Source organism: Mycobacterium sp. 2-64 (genome assembly GCF_035918375.1).
Lineage (GTDB): Bacteria > Actinomycetota > Actinomycetes > Mycobacteriales > Mycobacteriaceae > Mycobacterium > Mycobacterium intracellulare.
In genome coordinates, this window is the sequence record NZ_CP142361.1 from 394,757 (window position 1) to 411,963 (window position 17,207).

Below are 17,207 nucleotides of genomic sequence, written 5' to 3' on the forward strand. Positions count from 1 at the left end.
GTCAGCGCTCCTCGCGGAAGTCGACGTGGCGGCGGATGACGGGGTCGTATTTGCGCAGGACCAGTCGGTCGGGGTCGTTGCGTCGGTTCTTGCGGGTGATGTAGGTGTAGCCGGTGCCCGCGGTGGACCGAAGTTTCACCAGGAGACGGATCTCGTTGCGCGCCATCAGATTCGCTGCCCTTCGCGGCGCAACCGCGCGACGACCGCCTCGATGCCGTCGCGGTCGATGACCTTGATGCCCTTGGCGCTGACCCGTAGCCGGATCCGGCGGTCCTCCGAGGGCAGGTAGTACGTCTTGAGTTGGATGTTCGGCGACCAGCGCCGACGGGTCCTGCGATGGGAATGCGACACCGCGTTACCGAAACCCGGCCGCCGGCCGGTCACCTGGCAGTGGGCGGACACCTGCACCTCCACATCTCTTATTGAAAATCATTTTCGACAAGGTCCCCCACGGACGGTACCGTAGGAACGGCTTAGATGAAAATGATTATCAATAAGGAGGACGATGCGGACGCCCGTCATCCTGGTCGCCGGCCAGCGGGACACCGACGCCGTTGTGGGCGCGATGCTGCAGACGCCGGGAACGCTGGTCGTCGAGCACCGATTCGACGGTCACGTGGTGCGCCGCACGACGGCGTCGCTGTCCGACGGCGTGTTGACCAGCACCGAGAACGGACTGGAACTCGCGCACGGCTGTGTCTCGTGCACCATCCGCAACGACCTGTTGGTGCTGCTGCGCCGGCTGCACCGCCGCGACGACGTGGACCGGATCGTGGTGCACCTGGCGCCCTGGTTGGAACCCGAACCAATCTGCTTGGCCATCAAGCACGTTCGGGTGCGGGTGGCGCCGGGGTACATCGACGGGCCCGCGGCCCTGGACGTGGCGATCGCCGCCGTGGTGACCTGCGTCGATTCGGCGGCCTGGCTGGACCAGGCGTTGGGGGAGGAGGAACTCGACGACGGCCGCACCCACGCCCAGGTGGTGATCGGACAGGCCGAGTTCGCCGACGTCGTCGTGCTCGACCGCGCCAACCCGTTCGTGGCGGCCGTGCTGCGTCGCCTGTCGCCGCGCGCCCGCGTCCGCGTGGGGGCCGGCGGCATCGAGGACGCACTGAACAACCTGTACCGCGACGCGCGCCGCGGCCGAAGCGACGACCCGCACGGCCCGCTGCTGGCTGGGCAGCCGCCGCTGGAGTCCCGCGGTCCGATCAGCCTGGTGGAATTCAACGCCCGTCGCCCCTTTCATCCGCAGCGCCTGCACGCCGCCCTGGATCTGTTGCTCGACGGCGTGATCAGGACCCGGGGACGGCTGTGGCTGGCCAGCAATCCCGACCGCGCGATGTGGCTGGAATCGGCCGGCCCCGGGCTGCGGGTGAGCTCGGCCGGCAAATGGCTGGCGGCGATGAGCGGGCCGGAGCGCGACGGCGTCGACGCCGAGCGACGCGCGCTGGCCGCGCTCGGCTGGGACGACCGGCACGGTGATCGGCATACCGCGATGGCCATCCTGGTGTGCGGCGCCCGGACCGACGAGGTCCTCGACGCCCTGCGCGGCGCGCTGCTCACCGAGGAGGAGATGCGGAACCCGCGCACCTGGATCGCCTACGACGACCCGTTCGGCGATTGGCACGAGGATCCGTGCGCGGAATTGACCGAGGCCGCCGACAACGTGGCCGGCCACACCCAGCAAGGCAAGGACCCTTCATGAAGCCCGGCGTGCATCCCGACTACCACCCCGTCGTCTTCCAGGACGCCACCACCGGCGCCATGTTCTTGACGCGGTCGACCCGCACCAGCCCGCGGACGGTCGAGTGGCAGACGGCGCGGGGAACCCGGACCTATCCGCTCGTCGTCGTCGACGTCACCGCCGACTCCCACCCGTTCTGGACCGGCAGCCGCCGCATCGTCGACAGCGCGGGACAAGTGGAGAAGTTCCACCGCCGCTACGGTCGCCGGTAGCCCGTACCGCGCCGACGCGCTCCACTACCGTTGCGCGCCAGCCGAAAAGGGGCCGAGTCGCGGCGGCGTACTGTGGGCGGGGTGCGAAGCGAAGGCGATACCTGGGACATCACCACGAGCGTGGGCTCGACCGCGTTGTTCGTCGCGACCGCGCGGGCGCTGGAGGCGCAAAAGCCCGACCCGCTGGCCGTGGATCCGTACGCGGAGATCTTCTGCCGCGCCGTCGGCGGTGCCGCCGCCGACGTCCTCGACGGCAAGGACCCCGACCACCAGCTGAAGACCGCCGACTTCGGCGAAAACTTCGTCAACTTCCAGGGCGCCCGCACCAAGTACTTCGACGACTACTTCCGGCGCGCCGCCGACGCGGGCGTGCGACAGGTGGTGGTCTTGGCGGCGGGCCTGGACTCGCGCGCCTACCGCCTGGACTGGCCGGCCGCGACCACGATCTTCGAGCTCGACCAGCCGCAGGTGCTCGACTTCAAGCGAGAGGTGCTCGCCGGCGTCGGCGCCGAGCCGCGCGCCGAGCGCCGCGAGATCGCCATCGATTTGCGCGAGGACTGGCCGCAAGCCCTGCGCGACAGCGGCTTCGACCCGGCCAAACCCTCGGCGTGGATCGCCGAGGGCCTGCTGATCTATCTCCCGGCGAGCGCCCAGGAGCAGCTGTTCACCGGTATCGACGGGCTGGCCGGTCACGGCAGCCACGTCGCCGTCGAGGACGGCGCCCCGATGAACCCCGAGGACTTCGAGACCGCCGTCGCCGAAGAACGCGCGGCCACCGCGCAGGGCGACCAGCGCGTGTTCTTCCAGCTGGTCTACAACGAGCAGTGCGCGCCGGCCACCGAGTGGTTCGGCAACCGCGGCTGGACCGCGGTCGGCACCCCGTTGGCCGACTACCTGCGCGAGGTCGGCCGCCCGGTGCCGGGGCCGGAGACCGAAGCCGGCCCGATGATCGCGCGCAACACGTTGGTGAGCGCCGTCCGCACCTGAGCCCTCGGGCGGATTTCACAGAAGGCCGGGCGAGTTCGCTCGGGCAGCGACCAACGCCGGAACTTTTTCGGTCCGCCAGCCGACTAGTGGCTGCGTGATCGTTCCACCGGCCTGCGGGTCGGGGCGATCGTCGAGCACAACCCGATCGTCGAGGAGTCCTTGCCATGACCGCGCCGGTGCGGACGATGTCGTGCCTGATCCGCTCGGCCGAGCCGGTGGGCGCCGAGGTGGCGTGCCGAGATTGAAAATGAAAATGATTTTCAGTAAGGTGAGGCCTTGCTGTGAGGCCGCACGGCGTGCGGCTGTGAGTATGCCGAAAATGCGGCTAAACCCTCTCCAGAACGTCCTCATCGGCGGTAGAAGAAGGGCAGTGCAGTGGTGAGTCGGACAGGCCCAAACGCCTCGACAGTTAGCTTATGCAATGCTAACTTCAGGCGGGTCAGGTTAGGGGAGACTACATACATGAAAAGACGCGGCCGTGGAACACGGTGACACCGGCATGCTCACAGTTCAGCCGGCCAATTCGCGCGTGGACACGCGCGTTGACGGCGACGTCGTCAGCCGGTTCGCCACCTGCTGCCGCGCGCTGGGCATCGTCGTCTACCAACGCCAGCGGCCGGCCGACCTGGCCGCCGCGCGTTCGGGTTTCGCCGCGCTGACCCGCATCGCCCACGATCAATGCGACGCGTGGACGGGGCTGGCGGCTGCCGGAGACACGTCCCTGCGGGTGCTCGAGGCGGTGTCGCGCACCGCGGCCTCCGCGGGCGTGCTGCAGCGCCAGGTCGACCTGGCACCCAACTCGCTGGGCTTCCGCTACGACACCGGACTGTATCTACAGTTCCGCGCGACCACTCCCGACGACTTCCACCTTGCCTACGCGGCCGCGCTCGCGACGGCGGGACGGTTTGCTGACGCCGACGCGATCGTCGCGGGCCTGACGACCGAGCGACCGAACTGGCGTGAGGCCCGCTGGGTGTCCGTCGTCATCAACTACCGCGCCGAGCGCTGGTCGGACGTCGTCAAACTGCTGACCCCGATCGTCAACGACACGGACCTGGACGAGGCGTTCTCGCACGCGGCCAAGATCGCGCTCGGCACCGCGCTGGCCCGGCTGGGCATGTTCGCCCCGGCGCTGTCCTATCTCGAGGAGCCCGAGGGGCCGGTCGCGGTGGCGGCCGTCGACGGCGCGCTGGCCAAAGCGCTGGTGCTGCGCGCCCACGTCGACGAGGACTCGGCGAGCGAAGTGCTGCAGGACCTTTACGCGGCCCACCCCGAGAACGAACAGGTCGAACAGGCCCTGACCGACACCAGTTTCGGCATCGTGACCACCACGGCGGCGCGCATCGAAGCCCGCACCGATCCGTGGGATCCCGAAACCGAGCCCAGCGCCGAGGATTTCGTCGACCCCGCCGCCCACGAACGCAAGGCCGTGCTGCTGCACGAGGCCGAACGCCAGCTCGCCGAGTTCATCGGCCTCGAAGAGGTCAAGAACCAGGTGTCGCGGCTGAAGAGCTCGGTCGCCATGGAGCTGGTCCGCAAGCAGCGTGGGCTCGCGGTCGCGCAGCGCGCCCACCACCTGGTCTTCGCCGGCCCGCCCGGAACCGGTAAGACCACCATCGCCCGCGTGGTCGCCAAGATCTATTGCGGCCTGGGGCTTTTGAAGCGGGAGAACATCCGCGAGGTGCACCGCGCCGATCTCATCGGCCAGCACATCGGCGAGACCGAGGCCAAGACCAACGCGATCATCGACAGCGCGCTCGACGGCGTGCTGTTCCTCGACGAGGCCTACGCACTGGTCGCCACCGGCGCCAAGAACGACTTCGGGCTGGTGGCCATCGACACGCTGCTGGCGCGGATGGAGAACGACCGCGACCGCCTGGTGGTCATCATCGCCGGGTACCGGGCCGACCTGGACAAGTTCCTGGACACCAACGAGGGCTTGCGTTCCCGATTCACCCGCAACATCGACTTCCCTTCCTACGCACCGTCGGAACTGGTCGAGATCGCGAACAAGATGGCCGAGCAGCGCGACAGCATCTTCGAAAAGGCCGCGCTCGACCACATGGAGGAGTTGTTCACGAAGTTGGCGACCGAGTCGACACCCGATGCCAACGGAATTTCGCGACGCAACCTGGACATCGCCGGTAACGGTCGATTCGTCCGAAACATCGTCGAACGCTCCGAAGAAGAACGAGAGTTCCGGCTCGACCATTCGGAACACGCCGGAACCGGCGAATTCAGTGACGAGGAGCTGATGACGATCACCGACGACGACGTCGCAAGGTCGGTTGAGCCGCTGCTGCGCGGCCTCGGGCTGTCGGTGCCGGCATGACGTCCAATCAGCAACCCGACGAACGCCGTTCGTTCTCGTCTCGCACCCCGGTCAACGACAATCCCGACCAGGTCGAGTACCGCCGCGGCTTCGTCACCCGGCACCAGGTGAGCGGCTGGCGTTTCGTGATGCGCCGGATCGCCTCCGGTATCGCGTTGCACGACACCAGGATGCTCGTCGACCCGCTGCGCACGCAGTCGCGCGCGGTGGCGATGGGCGCCGTCCTGCTGGTCACCGGTTTGGCCGGCTGCTTCGTGTTCTCGCTGATCCGTCCGAACGGGACGGCCGGCACCAACGCCGTGCTCGCCGACCGGTCCACCGCCGCGCTGTATGTCCGTGTCGGTGAGGATCTGCATCCGGTGCTCAACCTGACCTCGGCCCGACTGATCACGGGTCGGCCGGTGGACCCGACCATGGTGAAAAGCAGTGAGCTGGACCGGTTTCCGCGCGGCAACCTGATCGGTATCCCCGGTGCGCCGGAACGGATGGTGCAAAACCCCTCGACCGATGCGAACTGGACGGTGTGCGACGCGGTCAGCGAGCCCGGGGGGCACGCCGCACACAGCACCGGTGTCACGGTGATCGCCGGCCGGCCGGACAGCAGCGGCGCCCGCGCCGCCACGCTCCCGCCGCGGCAGGCGATGCTCGCCGACCGTGACGGCACCACGTGGCTGTTGTGGGACGGCAAGCGCAGTCAGATCAACCTCACCGACCAAGCGATCACGAACGCACTTGGCTTGGGGCAGGGCAACTCCGAGATCCCCGCGCCCCGCCCGATCGCCCTGGGCCTGTTCAACGCGATTCCCGAAGCCCCGCCGCTGACCGCGCCCGGCATCCCGAACGCCGGTGCGCCGGCGCCCTTTACCGTGCCGGCACCGATCGGTGGGGTCGTGGTGTCCTACACCCTGGACCAGAGCTCCTCCGGGGCGCCGCGCTACTACGCGGTGTTGCCGGACGGCCTGCAGCAGATCTCGCCGGTGCTCGCCGCGATCCTGCGGAACACGAATTCCTATGGGCTGGACCAACCGCCGCGGCTGGGCGCCGACGCGGTGGCCAAGCTGCCGGTGTCGCGGATGCTGGACACCGCGCGGTACCCCGACCAGCAGGTCGGGGTGGTGGATGCGGCCAAATCGCCCGTCATGTGCGCCTATTGGAGCAAGCCCGCCAAGGCCGCCAGCAGCTCGGTGAACCTGCTGACGGGCTCGGCCCTGCCGGTCGCCGAATCGATACGCACCGTCGACCTGGTGGGCGGCGGCTCGCCGGCCACCGCCGCCCGCGTCGCCCTGGCGCCGGGCACCGGCTACTTCACCCAGACCGTCGGCGGCGGGCCGAACTCGCCGGGCGCCGGGTCGCTGTTCTGGGTCTCTGACACCGGTGTCCGCTACGGCATCGACAACGAGGCCGAGCACTCGGCCGCCGGGCAGAACAAAACCGTTGAGGCCCTTGGCCTTACCGGGTCGCCGGTCCCGATCCCGTGGTCGGTGCTGTCGCTGTTCGCGAGCGGCCCGACATTATCGCGCGCCGACGCGCTGCTGGCACACGACGGGCTGACGCCCGACCAGAAGCCCGGCCGCGTCACTGCCGCTGCTAGGGAAGCCGAGGGAGCCCCCCGATGAGCCGACTGATCTTCGAAGCGCGCCGCCGGCTGGCGCCGCCGGTGACCCGCAAGGGCACCATCGCCATCGAGGCCCCGCCCGAGCTGCCGCGGGTGATCCCGCCGTCGTTCCTGCGCCGCGCGATGCCGTACGTGCTGGTGATCCTGATCGTCGGCATGATCGTCGCGCTGTTCGCGACCGGAATGCGGTTGATCTCCCCGCAGACGCTGTTCTTCCCGTTCGTGCTGCTGCTCGCCGCGACGGCGATGTACCGCGGCAACGACAACAAGACGCGCACCGAGGAGGTCGACGCCGAACGCGCCGACTACCTGCGCTACCTGTCGGTGGTCCGGGACAACATCCGCACCCAGGCCGCCGCGCAGCGCGCCGCCGCGCAGTGGTCCCACCCGGAGCCCGCGGCGCTGGCCGCCGTGCCCGGATCGCGCCGTCAGTGGGAGCGCGACCCGCACGATCCCGACTTCCTGGTGCTGCGGGCCGGACGCCACCACGTGCCCCTGGCGACCGCGCTGCGGGTCAACGACACCGCGGACGAAATCGACCTGGAACCGGTGTCGCACAGCGCATTACGCAGCCTGCTCGACACCCACCGCACGGTGCGTGACGTGCCGACCGGGATCGACCTGGCCAAGGTCTCGCGAATCACCGTGCTGGGCTCCGAGGACGAGGCGCGCTCGGCGATGCGGGCCTGGGTGGCCCAGGCGGTCACCTGGCACGACCCGACCGTGCTCGGGGTCGCGCTGGTCACCCCCGACCTCGAGAGCCCGGACTGGTCGTGGCTGAAGTGGTTGCCGCACATTGACATTCCCGGTGAGCTCGACGGCGTCGGGCCGGCCCGCTTGATGGCCACCAACGTCGACGAACTGGTCGCCAAGCTGGGGTCCGCGCTAGTCGACCGCCCGGCGTTCACCGGCGAACCCGCCGACGCGCTGCGGCACCTGCTGATTATCGTCGACGACCCGGACTACGACCTGAACGCCTCGACGCTGGCGATGGGCCGCGCGGGCGTCACCGTCGTGCACCGCGGCGCCACCGCCCCGCACCGCGAACAGTATTCGGACCCCGAGAAGCCGATCCTGCGCATCACCGCGGCGGACGGCGCGGGCGCCCGGACCCACTCCATCGAGCGTTGGCAGACCGGCGGCTGGCAGCCGTACATCGACGACGCCGACCAACTGGGCGCCGACGAGGCCGCCCACCTGGCGCGCCAGCTGTCGCGCTGGGACTCCAACCCGACCCACACGGGGTTGCGTTCGGCGGCCACCCGGGGCGCCACGTTCACCACGATGCTGGGCATCCCGGACGCGTCGCAACTGGATGTGCCGACGCTGTGGGCGCCGCGGCGTCGCGAGGACGAGCTGCGCGTTCCGATCGGGGTCACCGCGACCGGTGAGCCGCTGATGTTCGACCTCAAGGACGAGGCCGAGGGCGGGATGGGCCCGCACGGTCTGATGATCGGTATGACGGGATCGGGTAAGTCCCAGACCCTGATGTCGATCCTGTTGTCGCTGTTGACGACTCATTCCGCGGACCGGTTGATCGTCATCTACGCCGACTTCAAGGGTGAGGCGGGGGCCGACAGCTTCCGCCACTTCCCGCAGGTTGTCGCGGTGATCTCCAACATGGCCGAAAAGAAGTCGCTGGCCGACCGATTCGCCGACACGCTGCGCGGCGAGGTGGCCCGCCGGGAGACGCTGCTGCGCGAGGCCGGCCGCCGGGTGCAGGGCAGCGCGTTCAACTCGGTGGTCGAGTACGAGAACGCCATCGCCGCCGGGCACGACCTGGCGCCGATCCCGACGCTGTTCGTGGTGGCCGACGAGTTCACGTTGATGCTGGCCGACCACCCGGAGTACGCGGAGCTGTTCGATTACGTTGCCCGCAAAGGCCGTTCGTTCCGCATCCACATCCTGTTCGCGTCGCAGACGCTGGATGTCGGCAAGATCAAGGACATCGACAAGAACACCTCCTACCGCATCGGGTTGAAGGTGGCCAGTCCCAGCGTGTCCCGCCAGATCATCGGGGTGGAGGACGCCTACCACATCGAATCCGGCAAGGAGCACAAGGGCGTGGGCTTCTTGGTGCCCGCGCCGGGCGCGACCCCGATCAAGTTCCGCAGCACCTATGTCGACGGCATCTACGATCCGCCGCAGAAGGCCAAATCGCTTGTGGTGCCGTCTATCCCGGAGCCCAAGGTGTTCACGGCCGGGCGGGTCGAGCCCGATCAGGACACCGTGATCACCAGCCCCGACGAGGTCGAACTGACCGGGCCGCCGCGCAAGCTCATCGCCACCATCGGCGACCAGCTGGCCGGGTACGGGCCGCGCGCGCCGCAGTTGTGGCTGCCGCCGCTGGACGAGCCGATCCCGGTGAGCGCGATGCTGGCCCGGGCCGGTGTGCCGCCGCGGCAGTGGCAGTGGCCGCTGGGTGAGATCGACAAGCCGTTCGAGATGCGCCGCGACCCGCTGATCTTCGATGCCGCGTCGTCGGCCGGGAACATGGTCATCCACGGTGGCCCCAAGTCGGGGAAGTCGACTGCGCTGCAGACGTTCATGTTGTCGGCGGCCAGCCTGCACTCGCCGCGCGAGGTCACGTTCTACTGCCTGGACTACGGCGGCGGAAAGCTCCGTGCGATGGAGGGCCTGGCGCACGTCGGCAGCGTCGCCTCGGCGCTGGAGCCCGAACGGATCCGTCGCACCTTCGGCGAGCTCGAGCAGCTGCTGTTGTCGCGGCAGCGCCGGGAGGCGTTCCGGGACTCCCGCGGTGGGGTCCCCGACGACGGGTTCGGCGAGGTGTTCCTGCTCATCGACAACCTCTACGCGTTCGGCCGTGACAACACCGACCAGTTCAACACGCGAAACCCGTTGCTGGCCAAGGTCACCGAGTTGGTCAACATCGGGCTGGCGTATGGCATCCACGTCGTGGTCACCACGCCCAGCTGGCTGGAGGTGCCGCTGTCGATGCGGGACGGCCTGGGGTTGAGGCTCGAGCTCAAGCTGCACGATCCGCGGGACAGCAACGTGCGGGTGGTGGGCGCCCTGCGCCGGCCCGCCGAAGCGGTGCCGCACGACCAGCCGGGTCGCGGATTGACCATGGCCGCAGAGCATTTCCTGTTCGCCACCCCGGAGCTGGACCAGATCGCCGCGATCAACGACCGGTACCCGGGTATGGCGGCGCCCCCGGTGCGGCTGCTGCCCACCAACCTCGCCCCGGATGCCGTCGGGTCGCTGTACCGCGGGCCGGAGCAGGTGGTCATCGGCCAGCGCGAGGAGGACCTCGCGCCGGTGGTGGTCGACTTCGCCGACAACCCGCTGCTGATGGTGTTCGGTGACAGCAAGTCGGGGAAGACGACGCTGCTGCGCCACCTCATCCGCACGGTCCGCGAACACTCCACGCCGGACCAGGTCGCCTTCACGGTGCTGGATCGACGGCTGCACCTCGTCGACGAACCGTTGTTCGCCGACAACGAGTACACGGCCAACATCGACCGCATCATCCCGGCGATGCTGGGGCTGGCCAACCTGATCGAGTCGCGCCGGCCGCCGGCCGGCCTGTCGCCGGCCGAGCTGTCGCGCTGGACGTTCGCGGGCCAGACGCACTACCTGATCATCGACGACGTCGACCAGATTCCGGATTCGCCGGCGATGAGCGGCCCCTACGTCGGGCAGCGCCCGTGGTCTCCGCTGATCGGGTTGCTGTCGCAGGCAGCCGATTTGGGGATCCGGGTGATCGTCACCGCGCGGGCCACCGGTTCGGGACACGCGTTGATGACCAACCCGCTGCTGCGCCGCTTCAACGACCTGCAGGCCACCACGTTGATGCTGGCGGGCAATCCGCAAGACAGCGGCAAGATCCGCGGCCAACGATTCGGCCGCTTGCCGGCCGGGCGGGCGATCCTGTTGGGCGACAGCGATGGTCCGACGTACGTGCAGTTGATCAATCCCTTGATCGGGGAATCCGTAATGGCAAGTGAAGCGCAACGGGAGGAGTAGAGATGACGCTGCGAGTGGTTCCCGAAGGACTGGCCGCCACCAGCGCCGCGGTGGAGGCGCTGACGGCGCGGCTGGCCGCCGCACACGCGGCGGCGGCCCCGGCGATCACGGCGGTGGTCCCGCCGGCGGTCGATCCGGTGTCGCTGCAGACGGCCATGGGATTCAGCGCTCAGGGCCAGGAGCACTCGGCCATGGCGGCCCAGGGCGTCGAGGAGCTGGGCCGCGCCGGTCTCGGCGTCGGGGAAGCCGGCGCAAGCTATCTCGCGGGTGACACCGCGGCCGCTGCGACGTTCGGGATCGCGGGCGCCTGACGATGACTGCCCCCCTCGCCCCCATCTGGATGGCGTCGCCACCAGAGGTGCATTCGGCGTTGCTGAGCGCCGGTCCGGGACCGGGGCCGCTGTTGGCGGCCGCCGGTGCGTGGACCTCGCTCAGCGCCCAATACGCCACGGCGGCCGGGGAACTCAGTGCGCTGCTGGGGGAGGCGCAGGCGGGCGCGTGGGAAGGGCCGAGCGCCGAGCAGTATGTGGCGGCCCACCTGCCGTACCTGGCCTGGCTGCAGCAGGCCAGTGCCGACAGCGCGGGCGCCGCGGCGCAACAAGAGGTCGCGGCGACGGCGTACACGGCGGCGTTGGCGGCGATGCCGACACTGGGGGAGCTCGCCACCAACCACGCCGTGCACGCGGTGTTGGTGGGGACGAATTTCTTTGGCATCAACACCATTCCGATCGCGGTCAACGAAGCCGACTACGCGCGGATGTGGGTTCAGGCGGCCACCACCATGGGCACCTACCAGGCCGTCTCGGGTTCGGCGCTGGCCGCGGCGCCCCGCACCATGGCCGCACCGACCATCGTCAATCCCGGGAGCGAGACCAACAACCTCACGTCCAACGCCGCACAGAACACCGGGGACTGGTGGCAGAACTTCATCCAGCAGTTGTCGAAGTTCCTGCAGGACTTCTTCCAGAACATCCAGCAGATGCTGCAGGACTTCTTCTCGAACCTGCCGGCGTTCCTGGCGGCCAACGGACCGCTGCTGTTCTTCATCGCCTACCAGGTGTTCTTCAACGCCGTCGGCTGGCCGACCTGGGGTGCGATCCTGACCGCACCGTTCCTGATTCCGCTGCTGCTGGGGATCGGCCTCAGCTCCCTGCTCACCACGCCGGCCGAGGCCGCGCCGGAGGCGGCGGCCCCGGCCGCGGTGGCCCCCGTGCTGGCGTCGAACAAGCCGTCCATGCTGCCGGCGGTCGCCATGGCGCCGACGGTGGCGACTCCCGCCGCCGCCCCGGCCACCACGGTCGCGGCCGGCACCGGCGCGCCGGCGGCCCCGGCGCCGGCGGCGGCGGCCGGAAACTTGGCCTACGTGGTCGCCTACGGCGCTGACCCGGACACCGGCGTCGGTCCCACCCTGACCGGGCGCGGCGGGGCCAAGGCGCCCGCGGCGACGATCCCGGCGGCCGGCGCGGCGGCACCGGCCCGCGCCGAGGCGCGGGCTCGGCGCAGGCGGCGAGCCGCGCTGCACGACCACGCCGACGAATTCGCGGACATGGAATCCGATTTCGGTGTGCCCCCGGACTACGGCGACGAGGAAGAGCTGGCGGCCGCGGTGGCTTCGGCCCACGGGGCCGGACCGCTCGGGTTCGCCGGAACCAAGCAGAGGCAGAAGGCGTTTCAGGCGGCGGGATTGACCAAGCTGGCCGACGACGATTTCGGCGGCGGCCCACGGATGCCGATGGTGCCCGGCACGTGGGAGCAGGACGCCGTCAACGGTAGGGGCCCAGCCGAACCGGGGAAGGGGGGATAAGGCAGTCAGCCACATCCAGGTGAACTACTCCAAACCCCAACGGACGCAATAGAAAGGAATCACCATGAGTATGTTGGACGCTCATATCCCGCAGTTGGTTGCCTCGCAGTCGGCGTTCAGCGCCAAGGCCGCGTTGCTGCGCAGCACGATCAGCCAGGCCGAGCAGGAAGCGATGTCGGCGCAGGCCTTCCACCAGGGCGAGTCCTCGGCGGCGTTCCAGGCCGCGCACGCGCGGTTCGTGGAAGTCGCCGCACGGGTCAACACGCTGCTGGATATCGCCCAGGCCAACCTCGGCGACGCCGCCGGCACCTACGTGGCCGCGGACGCGGCGGCCGCCTCCGGTTACACCGCGTTCTGATCCAGCCACCCTTAGACGCCACCAAACCGCGAAAGGACTTCTGATGTCGCAGATCATGTACAACTACCCGGCGATGTTGAGCCACGCCGCCGACATGTCGGGCTACGCCGGCACGATGCAGGGGCTCGGCGCCGACATCTCCGCCGAACAGGCCACGCTGTCCAACGCCTGGCAGGGTGACACCGGTATGACCTACCAGGTGTGGCAGGCCCAGTGGAACCAGGCCATGGAAAGCCTGGTGCGCGCGTACCAGTCGATGGCCAGCACCCACGAGGCCAACACCATGTCGATGCTGGCCCGCGACCAGGCCGAAGCCGCCAAGTGGGGCGGCTAGTTCGTGGCTGAACGAGCCTGATGGAACCAGCTCCCAACGCCGTCGAGCTGACGGTCGACCACGCGTGGTTCATCGCGGAAACGATTGGGGCGGGAAGTTTCCCGTGGGTATTGGCAATCACCTGCCCCTATCGTGATGCCGCGGAACGCAACGCGTTCCTCGACCGTCAGAAGGCGGAGCTCACCCAGATGGGCCTGGTATCGGAAGGCGGGCTCATCAACCCCGCGGTTGCCGAGTGGATCAAAGTGGTGTGTTTTCCCGAGCGGTGGCTCGACCTGCGCTACGTCGGCCCCGCCAAGGACGCCGGTGCGGCCGGCGGCGCCGGCGAGCTACTGCGCGGCATCGTCGCGCAGCGCGCCGGGGCCGGCGGCCGGCCGTCGAGGACGGTGGTCGCGTTGCGCAGCGCGCAGCTGATCACGTTCACCGCCATGGACATCGACGATCCGCGCGCCCTGGTTCCGGTCCTGTGCGTCGGGCTCGCCCAGCGGCAACCGGCTCGGTTCGACGAGTTCAGCATGCCGACCCGGGTGGGCGCCCGCGCCGACGAGCGGCTGCGTTCCGGTGCTCCACTCGCCGAAGTCCTTGACTATCTTGGTATTCCGCAATCGGCGCGTCCTGTGGTGGAGTCGGTGTTCAACGGGTCGCGAAGCTACGTCGAGATCGTCGCCGGCTGCCACCGCGACGGTCGACACTCCACCACCGAGGTGGGTATGAGCATTGTCGACGCAAGCGAGGGCCGGGTCCTGGTCAGCCCGTCCCGCGCGTTCGACGGCGAGTGGGTTTCGACCTTCGCGCCCGGCACCCCGTTCGCGATCGCCGTCGCGATCGAACAATTGACCGCCCAATTGCCCGACGCCGGATGGTTCGCCGAACACCGGCTAGCACGAGACTTTTCGAATTCAACACTGTCCGTCCAACACTGAAAGAAATAGAGAAGAGAGCACGATGTTCCAGGAACGGCCGCAACAATCTTCGAGGGTCCGGTGACGTCCGGAACCGTCATGCCGATCGTCCGCGTGGCAATTCTCGCGGACAGCAGGTTGACGGAAATGGCCCTGCCCGCCGAGCTGCCGCTGCGCGAAATCCTGCCCGCGGTCCAGCGTTTGGTGGTCCCGGCCACCGCGAACGGCGACGGCGAGGACGCCTCCGGCTCGCGCGGCGCCGCCGAGGTCGGTGGCGCGACCCAACTGAGCCTGGCGCCCATCGGTGGCGCGCCGTTCAGTCTGGACGCGAGCCTGGACACGGTCGGCGTCGTCGACGGTGACCTGCTCGCGCTGCAGCCGGTGCCGGCCGGCCCGGCCGCACCCGGAATCGTCGAGGACATCGCCGACGCCGCGATGATTTTCTCCACCTCTCGGCTCAAGCCTTGGGGCACAACGCATATCCAGCGTGGCGCGCTGGCCGCGGCGATCGCCGTGGCCTTCCTGGCGACCGGCCTGTCGGTCACCTACCGCGTCGCCACCGGCGCGCTGTCCGGGCTGGTTGCGGTCAGCGCGGTGGCGGCGCTGACCGCGATCGTCGGCCTGCTCGTCACGGCGCGCTCGGCGCGCACCGGCACGGCGCTGTCGATCGCCGCGCTGGTGCCCATCGCCGCCGCGCTGGTGCTGGCGGTGCCGGGCAGGTTCGGCCCGGCGCAGGTGATGCTGGCCGCGGCCGGGGTCACCGCGTGGTCGCTGATCGCCTTGATGGTGCCCAGCGCCGAACGGGAACGTATCGCCGGATTCTTCACCGCGACGGCGGTGCTGGGCGCCGCGGTGCTGCTGGCCGCCGGAGCCGAATTGCTCTGGCACGTCAAGCTGGTCGCCATCGGCTGCGGACTGATCGTGGCCGCGCTGCTGGTCACCATCGAGGCGGCGCAGATGTCCGCGCTGTGGGCCCGTTTCCCGCTGCCGGTCATCCCGGCGCCCGGGGATCCCACGCCGTCGGCGCCCTCGCTGCAGGTGCTCGAGGACCTGCCCCGCCGGGTCCGGATCAGCGACGCCCACCAGAGCGGATTCATCGCCGCCGCGGTGTTGCTCAGCGTCCTGGGCTCGGTCGCGATCGCGCTGCGCCCGGAGACGCTGAGCGGCGCGGGTTGGTACGTGGTGGGGGCGACCGCCGCGGCATCGGTGCTGCGCGCCCGGGTGTGGGATTCGGCCGCCTGCAAGGCATGGCTGCTCGCCCAGCCCTTCCTGGCCGCCGGCGTGCTGCTGGTGATCTACACGGCGACGGGACGCTACGGCGCCGCCCTCGGTGCGGCCGTGGTGCTCCTGGCGCTCGTGGCGGTGTGGATCGTGCTGGCGTTGAACCCGGGAATCGCTGAGCCGGAGAGCTATTCGCTTCCGGTGCGCCGGCTGGTGGGCTTCGCCGCGGCGGGACTCGACGCCTCGCTGATCCCCGTCATGGCGTTCGTGGTCGGGTTGTTCAGCCTGGTGCTCAATCGATGATTCGATCGGCATCAGCCTGCTTCGCGGCGGTGTTGGCCCTGTTGCCGGCCACCGCGACGTGGACGAGTCCGCCGGCTTTCGCGATCAGCCCGCCGACCGTCGATCCCGGCGTCCCCCCACCGAGCGGGGCGCCGGGGCCGGTGCAGCCGATGGAGCAGCGCGGACCGTGCGTGACGTCCGGGGTCATCCCGGGCAGCGATCCGGGCGCCCCCACGCCCAGCCAGTCGGCGCTGAATCTGCCTGCGGCATGGCAGTTCTCGCGTGGCGACGGTCAGCTGGTCGCCGTCCTCGACACCGGGGTGCGGCCGGGTCCGCGGCTGCCCAATGTCGAGCCGGGCGGCGACTTCGTCGAGGCCACCGACGGCCTGACCGACTGCGACGGACACGGCACGCTGGTCGCCGGGATCATCGCCGGCCAGCCGTCGCCGGACGACGGGTTCTCGGGCGTGGCCCCCGCGGCGCGGGTGGTGTCGATCAGGACGTCGTCGGCCAGGTTCTCCCCCCGCACGCCGGGCGGCGACCCGCTGATGGCGCGGGTGTCGACCGAGGTCACGACCCTCGCCCGGGCCATCGTGCACGCGGCCGACCTCGGCGCCCGGGTCATCGACGTCGGCTCGGCCACCTGCCTGCCCGTCGACCGCCCCGTCGACCAGGCCGCCCTCGGCGCCGCCGTGCGCTACGCGGCGGTGGACAAGGACGCGGTGATCGTGGCCGCCGCGGGCAACAGCGGACCGACCGGATCGTTCGCCGGTGGGACGTCGTGCGAATCCAACCCGCTCACCGACCTGAGCCGTCCGAACGATCCGCGCAACTGGGCCGGCGTCACCTCCGTGTCCATCCCGTCGTTGTGGCAGCCCTACGTGCTTTCGGTGGCGTCGCTGACCCCGGAGGGCCAGCCGTCGAAATTCACCGTGGCGGGCCCGTGGGTGGGTGTCGCGGCGCCGGGCGAGCGCATCGTGTCGGTGGGCAACGGTGACGGCGCGGGCCTGGCGAACGGCCTGCCCGACGACCATCAGCAACTGGTCGCCCTCAAGGGCACCAGCTACGCGGCCGGTTACGTCGCCGGCGTCGCGGCGCTGGTGCGCAGCAAGTATCCCGATCTGTCCGCCACCGCGGTGACGCATCGCATCACCGCGACCGCGCACAACGGCGCCCGCGACCCGTCCAACGTGGTCGGCGCCGGCAGCGTGGACCCGGTGGCCGCGCTGACCTGGCAGTTGCCCGCCGGCGACCAGCCGAGCGGGGCGGCGGCCAAGCAGGTCGCTCTGCCTCCGGCCCCGGCGCCCGAGAACACCACACCGCGGACCGTCGCGGTGGTCGGCACCGCCGTGCTGGCCGTGCTGGTCGCCGTGGCCGGCGCGGTCACCACCATCGCCGCACGCCGTCGAAAGGACCCCACCCCGTGAAG

At 69.9% G+C, this 17,207-nt stretch carries 15 protein-coding genes; 13 read left to right on the forward strand and 2 right to left on the reverse strand.

The window, feature by feature from the left end; genetic code table 11:
• Position 1: 1 nt before the first annotated feature.
• Both rpmG and rpmB read right to left on the reverse strand, forming a co-directional pair.
• Positions 2–166 carry a 50S ribosomal protein L33 gene (gene rpmG, locus QGN31_RS01830; protein WP_008261699.1) on the reverse strand — a complete coding sequence of 55 codons (165 nt, stop codon included), beginning with the start codon at positions 164–166 and terminating at the stop codon, positions 2–4.
• Positions 166–402 carry a 50S ribosomal protein L28 gene (rpmB, locus tag QGN31_RS01835; protein ID WP_008261697.1) on the reverse strand — a complete coding sequence of 79 codons (237 nt, stop codon included), beginning with the start codon at positions 400–402 and terminating at the stop codon, positions 166–168. Before rpmB ends, rpmG begins: the two co-directional genes overlap by 1 nt.
• A gap of 103 nt (positions 403–505) precedes the next feature.
• On the opposite strand from rpmB, the gene mrf reads away from it, so the two are divergent.
• From mrf to mycP, 13 genes are all read left to right on the forward strand, one after another.
• Positions 506–1,705, forward strand: coding sequence for a ribosome hibernation factor-recruiting GTPase MRF (gene mrf, locus QGN31_RS01840; protein WP_008261696.1), 1,200 nt, complete (start codon positions 506–508; stop codon positions 1,703–1,705).
• Entirely contained in the window at positions 1,702–1,956 is a 255-nt protein-coding gene (locus tag QGN31_RS01845; RefSeq protein WP_008261694.1) for a type B 50S ribosomal protein L31, read from the forward strand. Before mrf ends, QGN31_RS01845 begins: the two co-directional genes overlap by 4 nt.
• Positions 1,957–2,037: 81 nt before the next feature.
• Entirely contained in the window at positions 2,038–2,943 is a 906-nt protein-coding gene (locus tag QGN31_RS01850; RefSeq protein WP_008261692.1) for a class I SAM-dependent methyltransferase, read from the forward strand.
• Positions 2,944–3,421: 478 nt separating this feature from the next.
• Positions 3,422–5,275 carry a type VII secretion system ESX-3 AAA family ATPase EccA3 gene (gene eccA3, locus QGN31_RS01855; RefSeq protein WP_009952520.1) on the forward strand — a complete coding sequence of 618 codons (1,854 nt, stop codon included), beginning with the start codon at positions 3,422–3,424 and terminating at the stop codon, positions 5,273–5,275.
• Complete coding sequence (gene eccB / locus QGN31_RS01860; protein ID WP_008261687.1) at positions 5,272–6,891, forward strand: type VII secretion protein EccB; 1,620 nt, start codon at positions 5,272–5,274, stop codon at positions 6,889–6,891. The genes eccA3 and eccB overlap by 4 nt, the downstream gene beginning before the upstream one ends.
• The gene (locus QGN31_RS01865) at positions 6,888–10,877 is read left to right on the forward strand and encodes a type VII secretion protein EccC (protein WP_014385965.1); all 3,990 of its coding nucleotides are present in this window, start codon (positions 6,888–6,890) and stop codon (positions 10,875–10,877) included. The genes eccB and QGN31_RS01865 overlap by 4 nt, the downstream gene beginning before the upstream one ends.
• Positions 10,878–10,879: 2 nt before the next feature.
• Complete coding sequence (locus tag QGN31_RS01870; protein WP_008261668.1) at positions 10,880–11,188, forward strand: PE family protein; 309 nt, start codon at positions 10,880–10,882, stop codon at positions 11,186–11,188.
• A 2-nt stretch (positions 11,189–11,190) separates the two neighbouring features.
• A complete protein-coding gene (locus tag QGN31_RS01875) occupies positions 11,191–12,681 on the forward strand; it encodes a PPE family protein (RefSeq protein WP_043955456.1) in 1,491 nt (496 codons plus the stop codon).
• A gap of 64 nt (positions 12,682–12,745) precedes the next feature.
• A complete protein-coding gene (gene esxG / locus QGN31_RS01880) occupies positions 12,746–13,039 on the forward strand; it encodes a type VII secretion system protein EsxG (protein WP_008261664.1) in 294 nt (97 codons plus the stop codon).
• 43 nt (positions 13,040–13,082) lie between these two features.
• On the forward strand, positions 13,083–13,373 hold the full coding sequence (locus tag QGN31_RS01885; protein WP_008261663.1) for a WXG100 family type VII secretion target: 291 nt from the start codon (positions 13,083–13,085) through the stop codon (positions 13,371–13,373).
• Between the two features lie 20 nt (positions 13,374–13,393).
• Positions 13,394–14,296 carry an ESX secretion-associated protein EspG gene (locus tag QGN31_RS01890; protein WP_008261661.1) on the forward strand — a complete coding sequence of 301 codons (903 nt, stop codon included), beginning with the start codon at positions 13,394–13,396 and terminating at the stop codon, positions 14,294–14,296.
• Between the two features lie 78 nt (positions 14,297–14,374).
• Positions 14,375–15,799, forward strand: a complete 1,425-nt coding sequence (gene eccD / locus QGN31_RS01895) for a type VII secretion integral membrane protein EccD (protein WP_085978390.1) — start codon at positions 14,375–14,377, stop codon at positions 15,797–15,799.
• Positions 15,796–17,205 (forward strand): type VII secretion-associated serine protease mycosin, encoded by a 1,410-nt coding sequence (gene mycP / locus QGN31_RS01900; RefSeq protein ID WP_014381361.1) that lies wholly within the window; start codon positions 15,796–15,798, stop codon positions 17,203–17,205. The genes eccD and mycP overlap by 4 nt, the downstream gene beginning before the upstream one ends.
• Positions 17,206–17,207 lie beyond the last annotated feature (2 nt).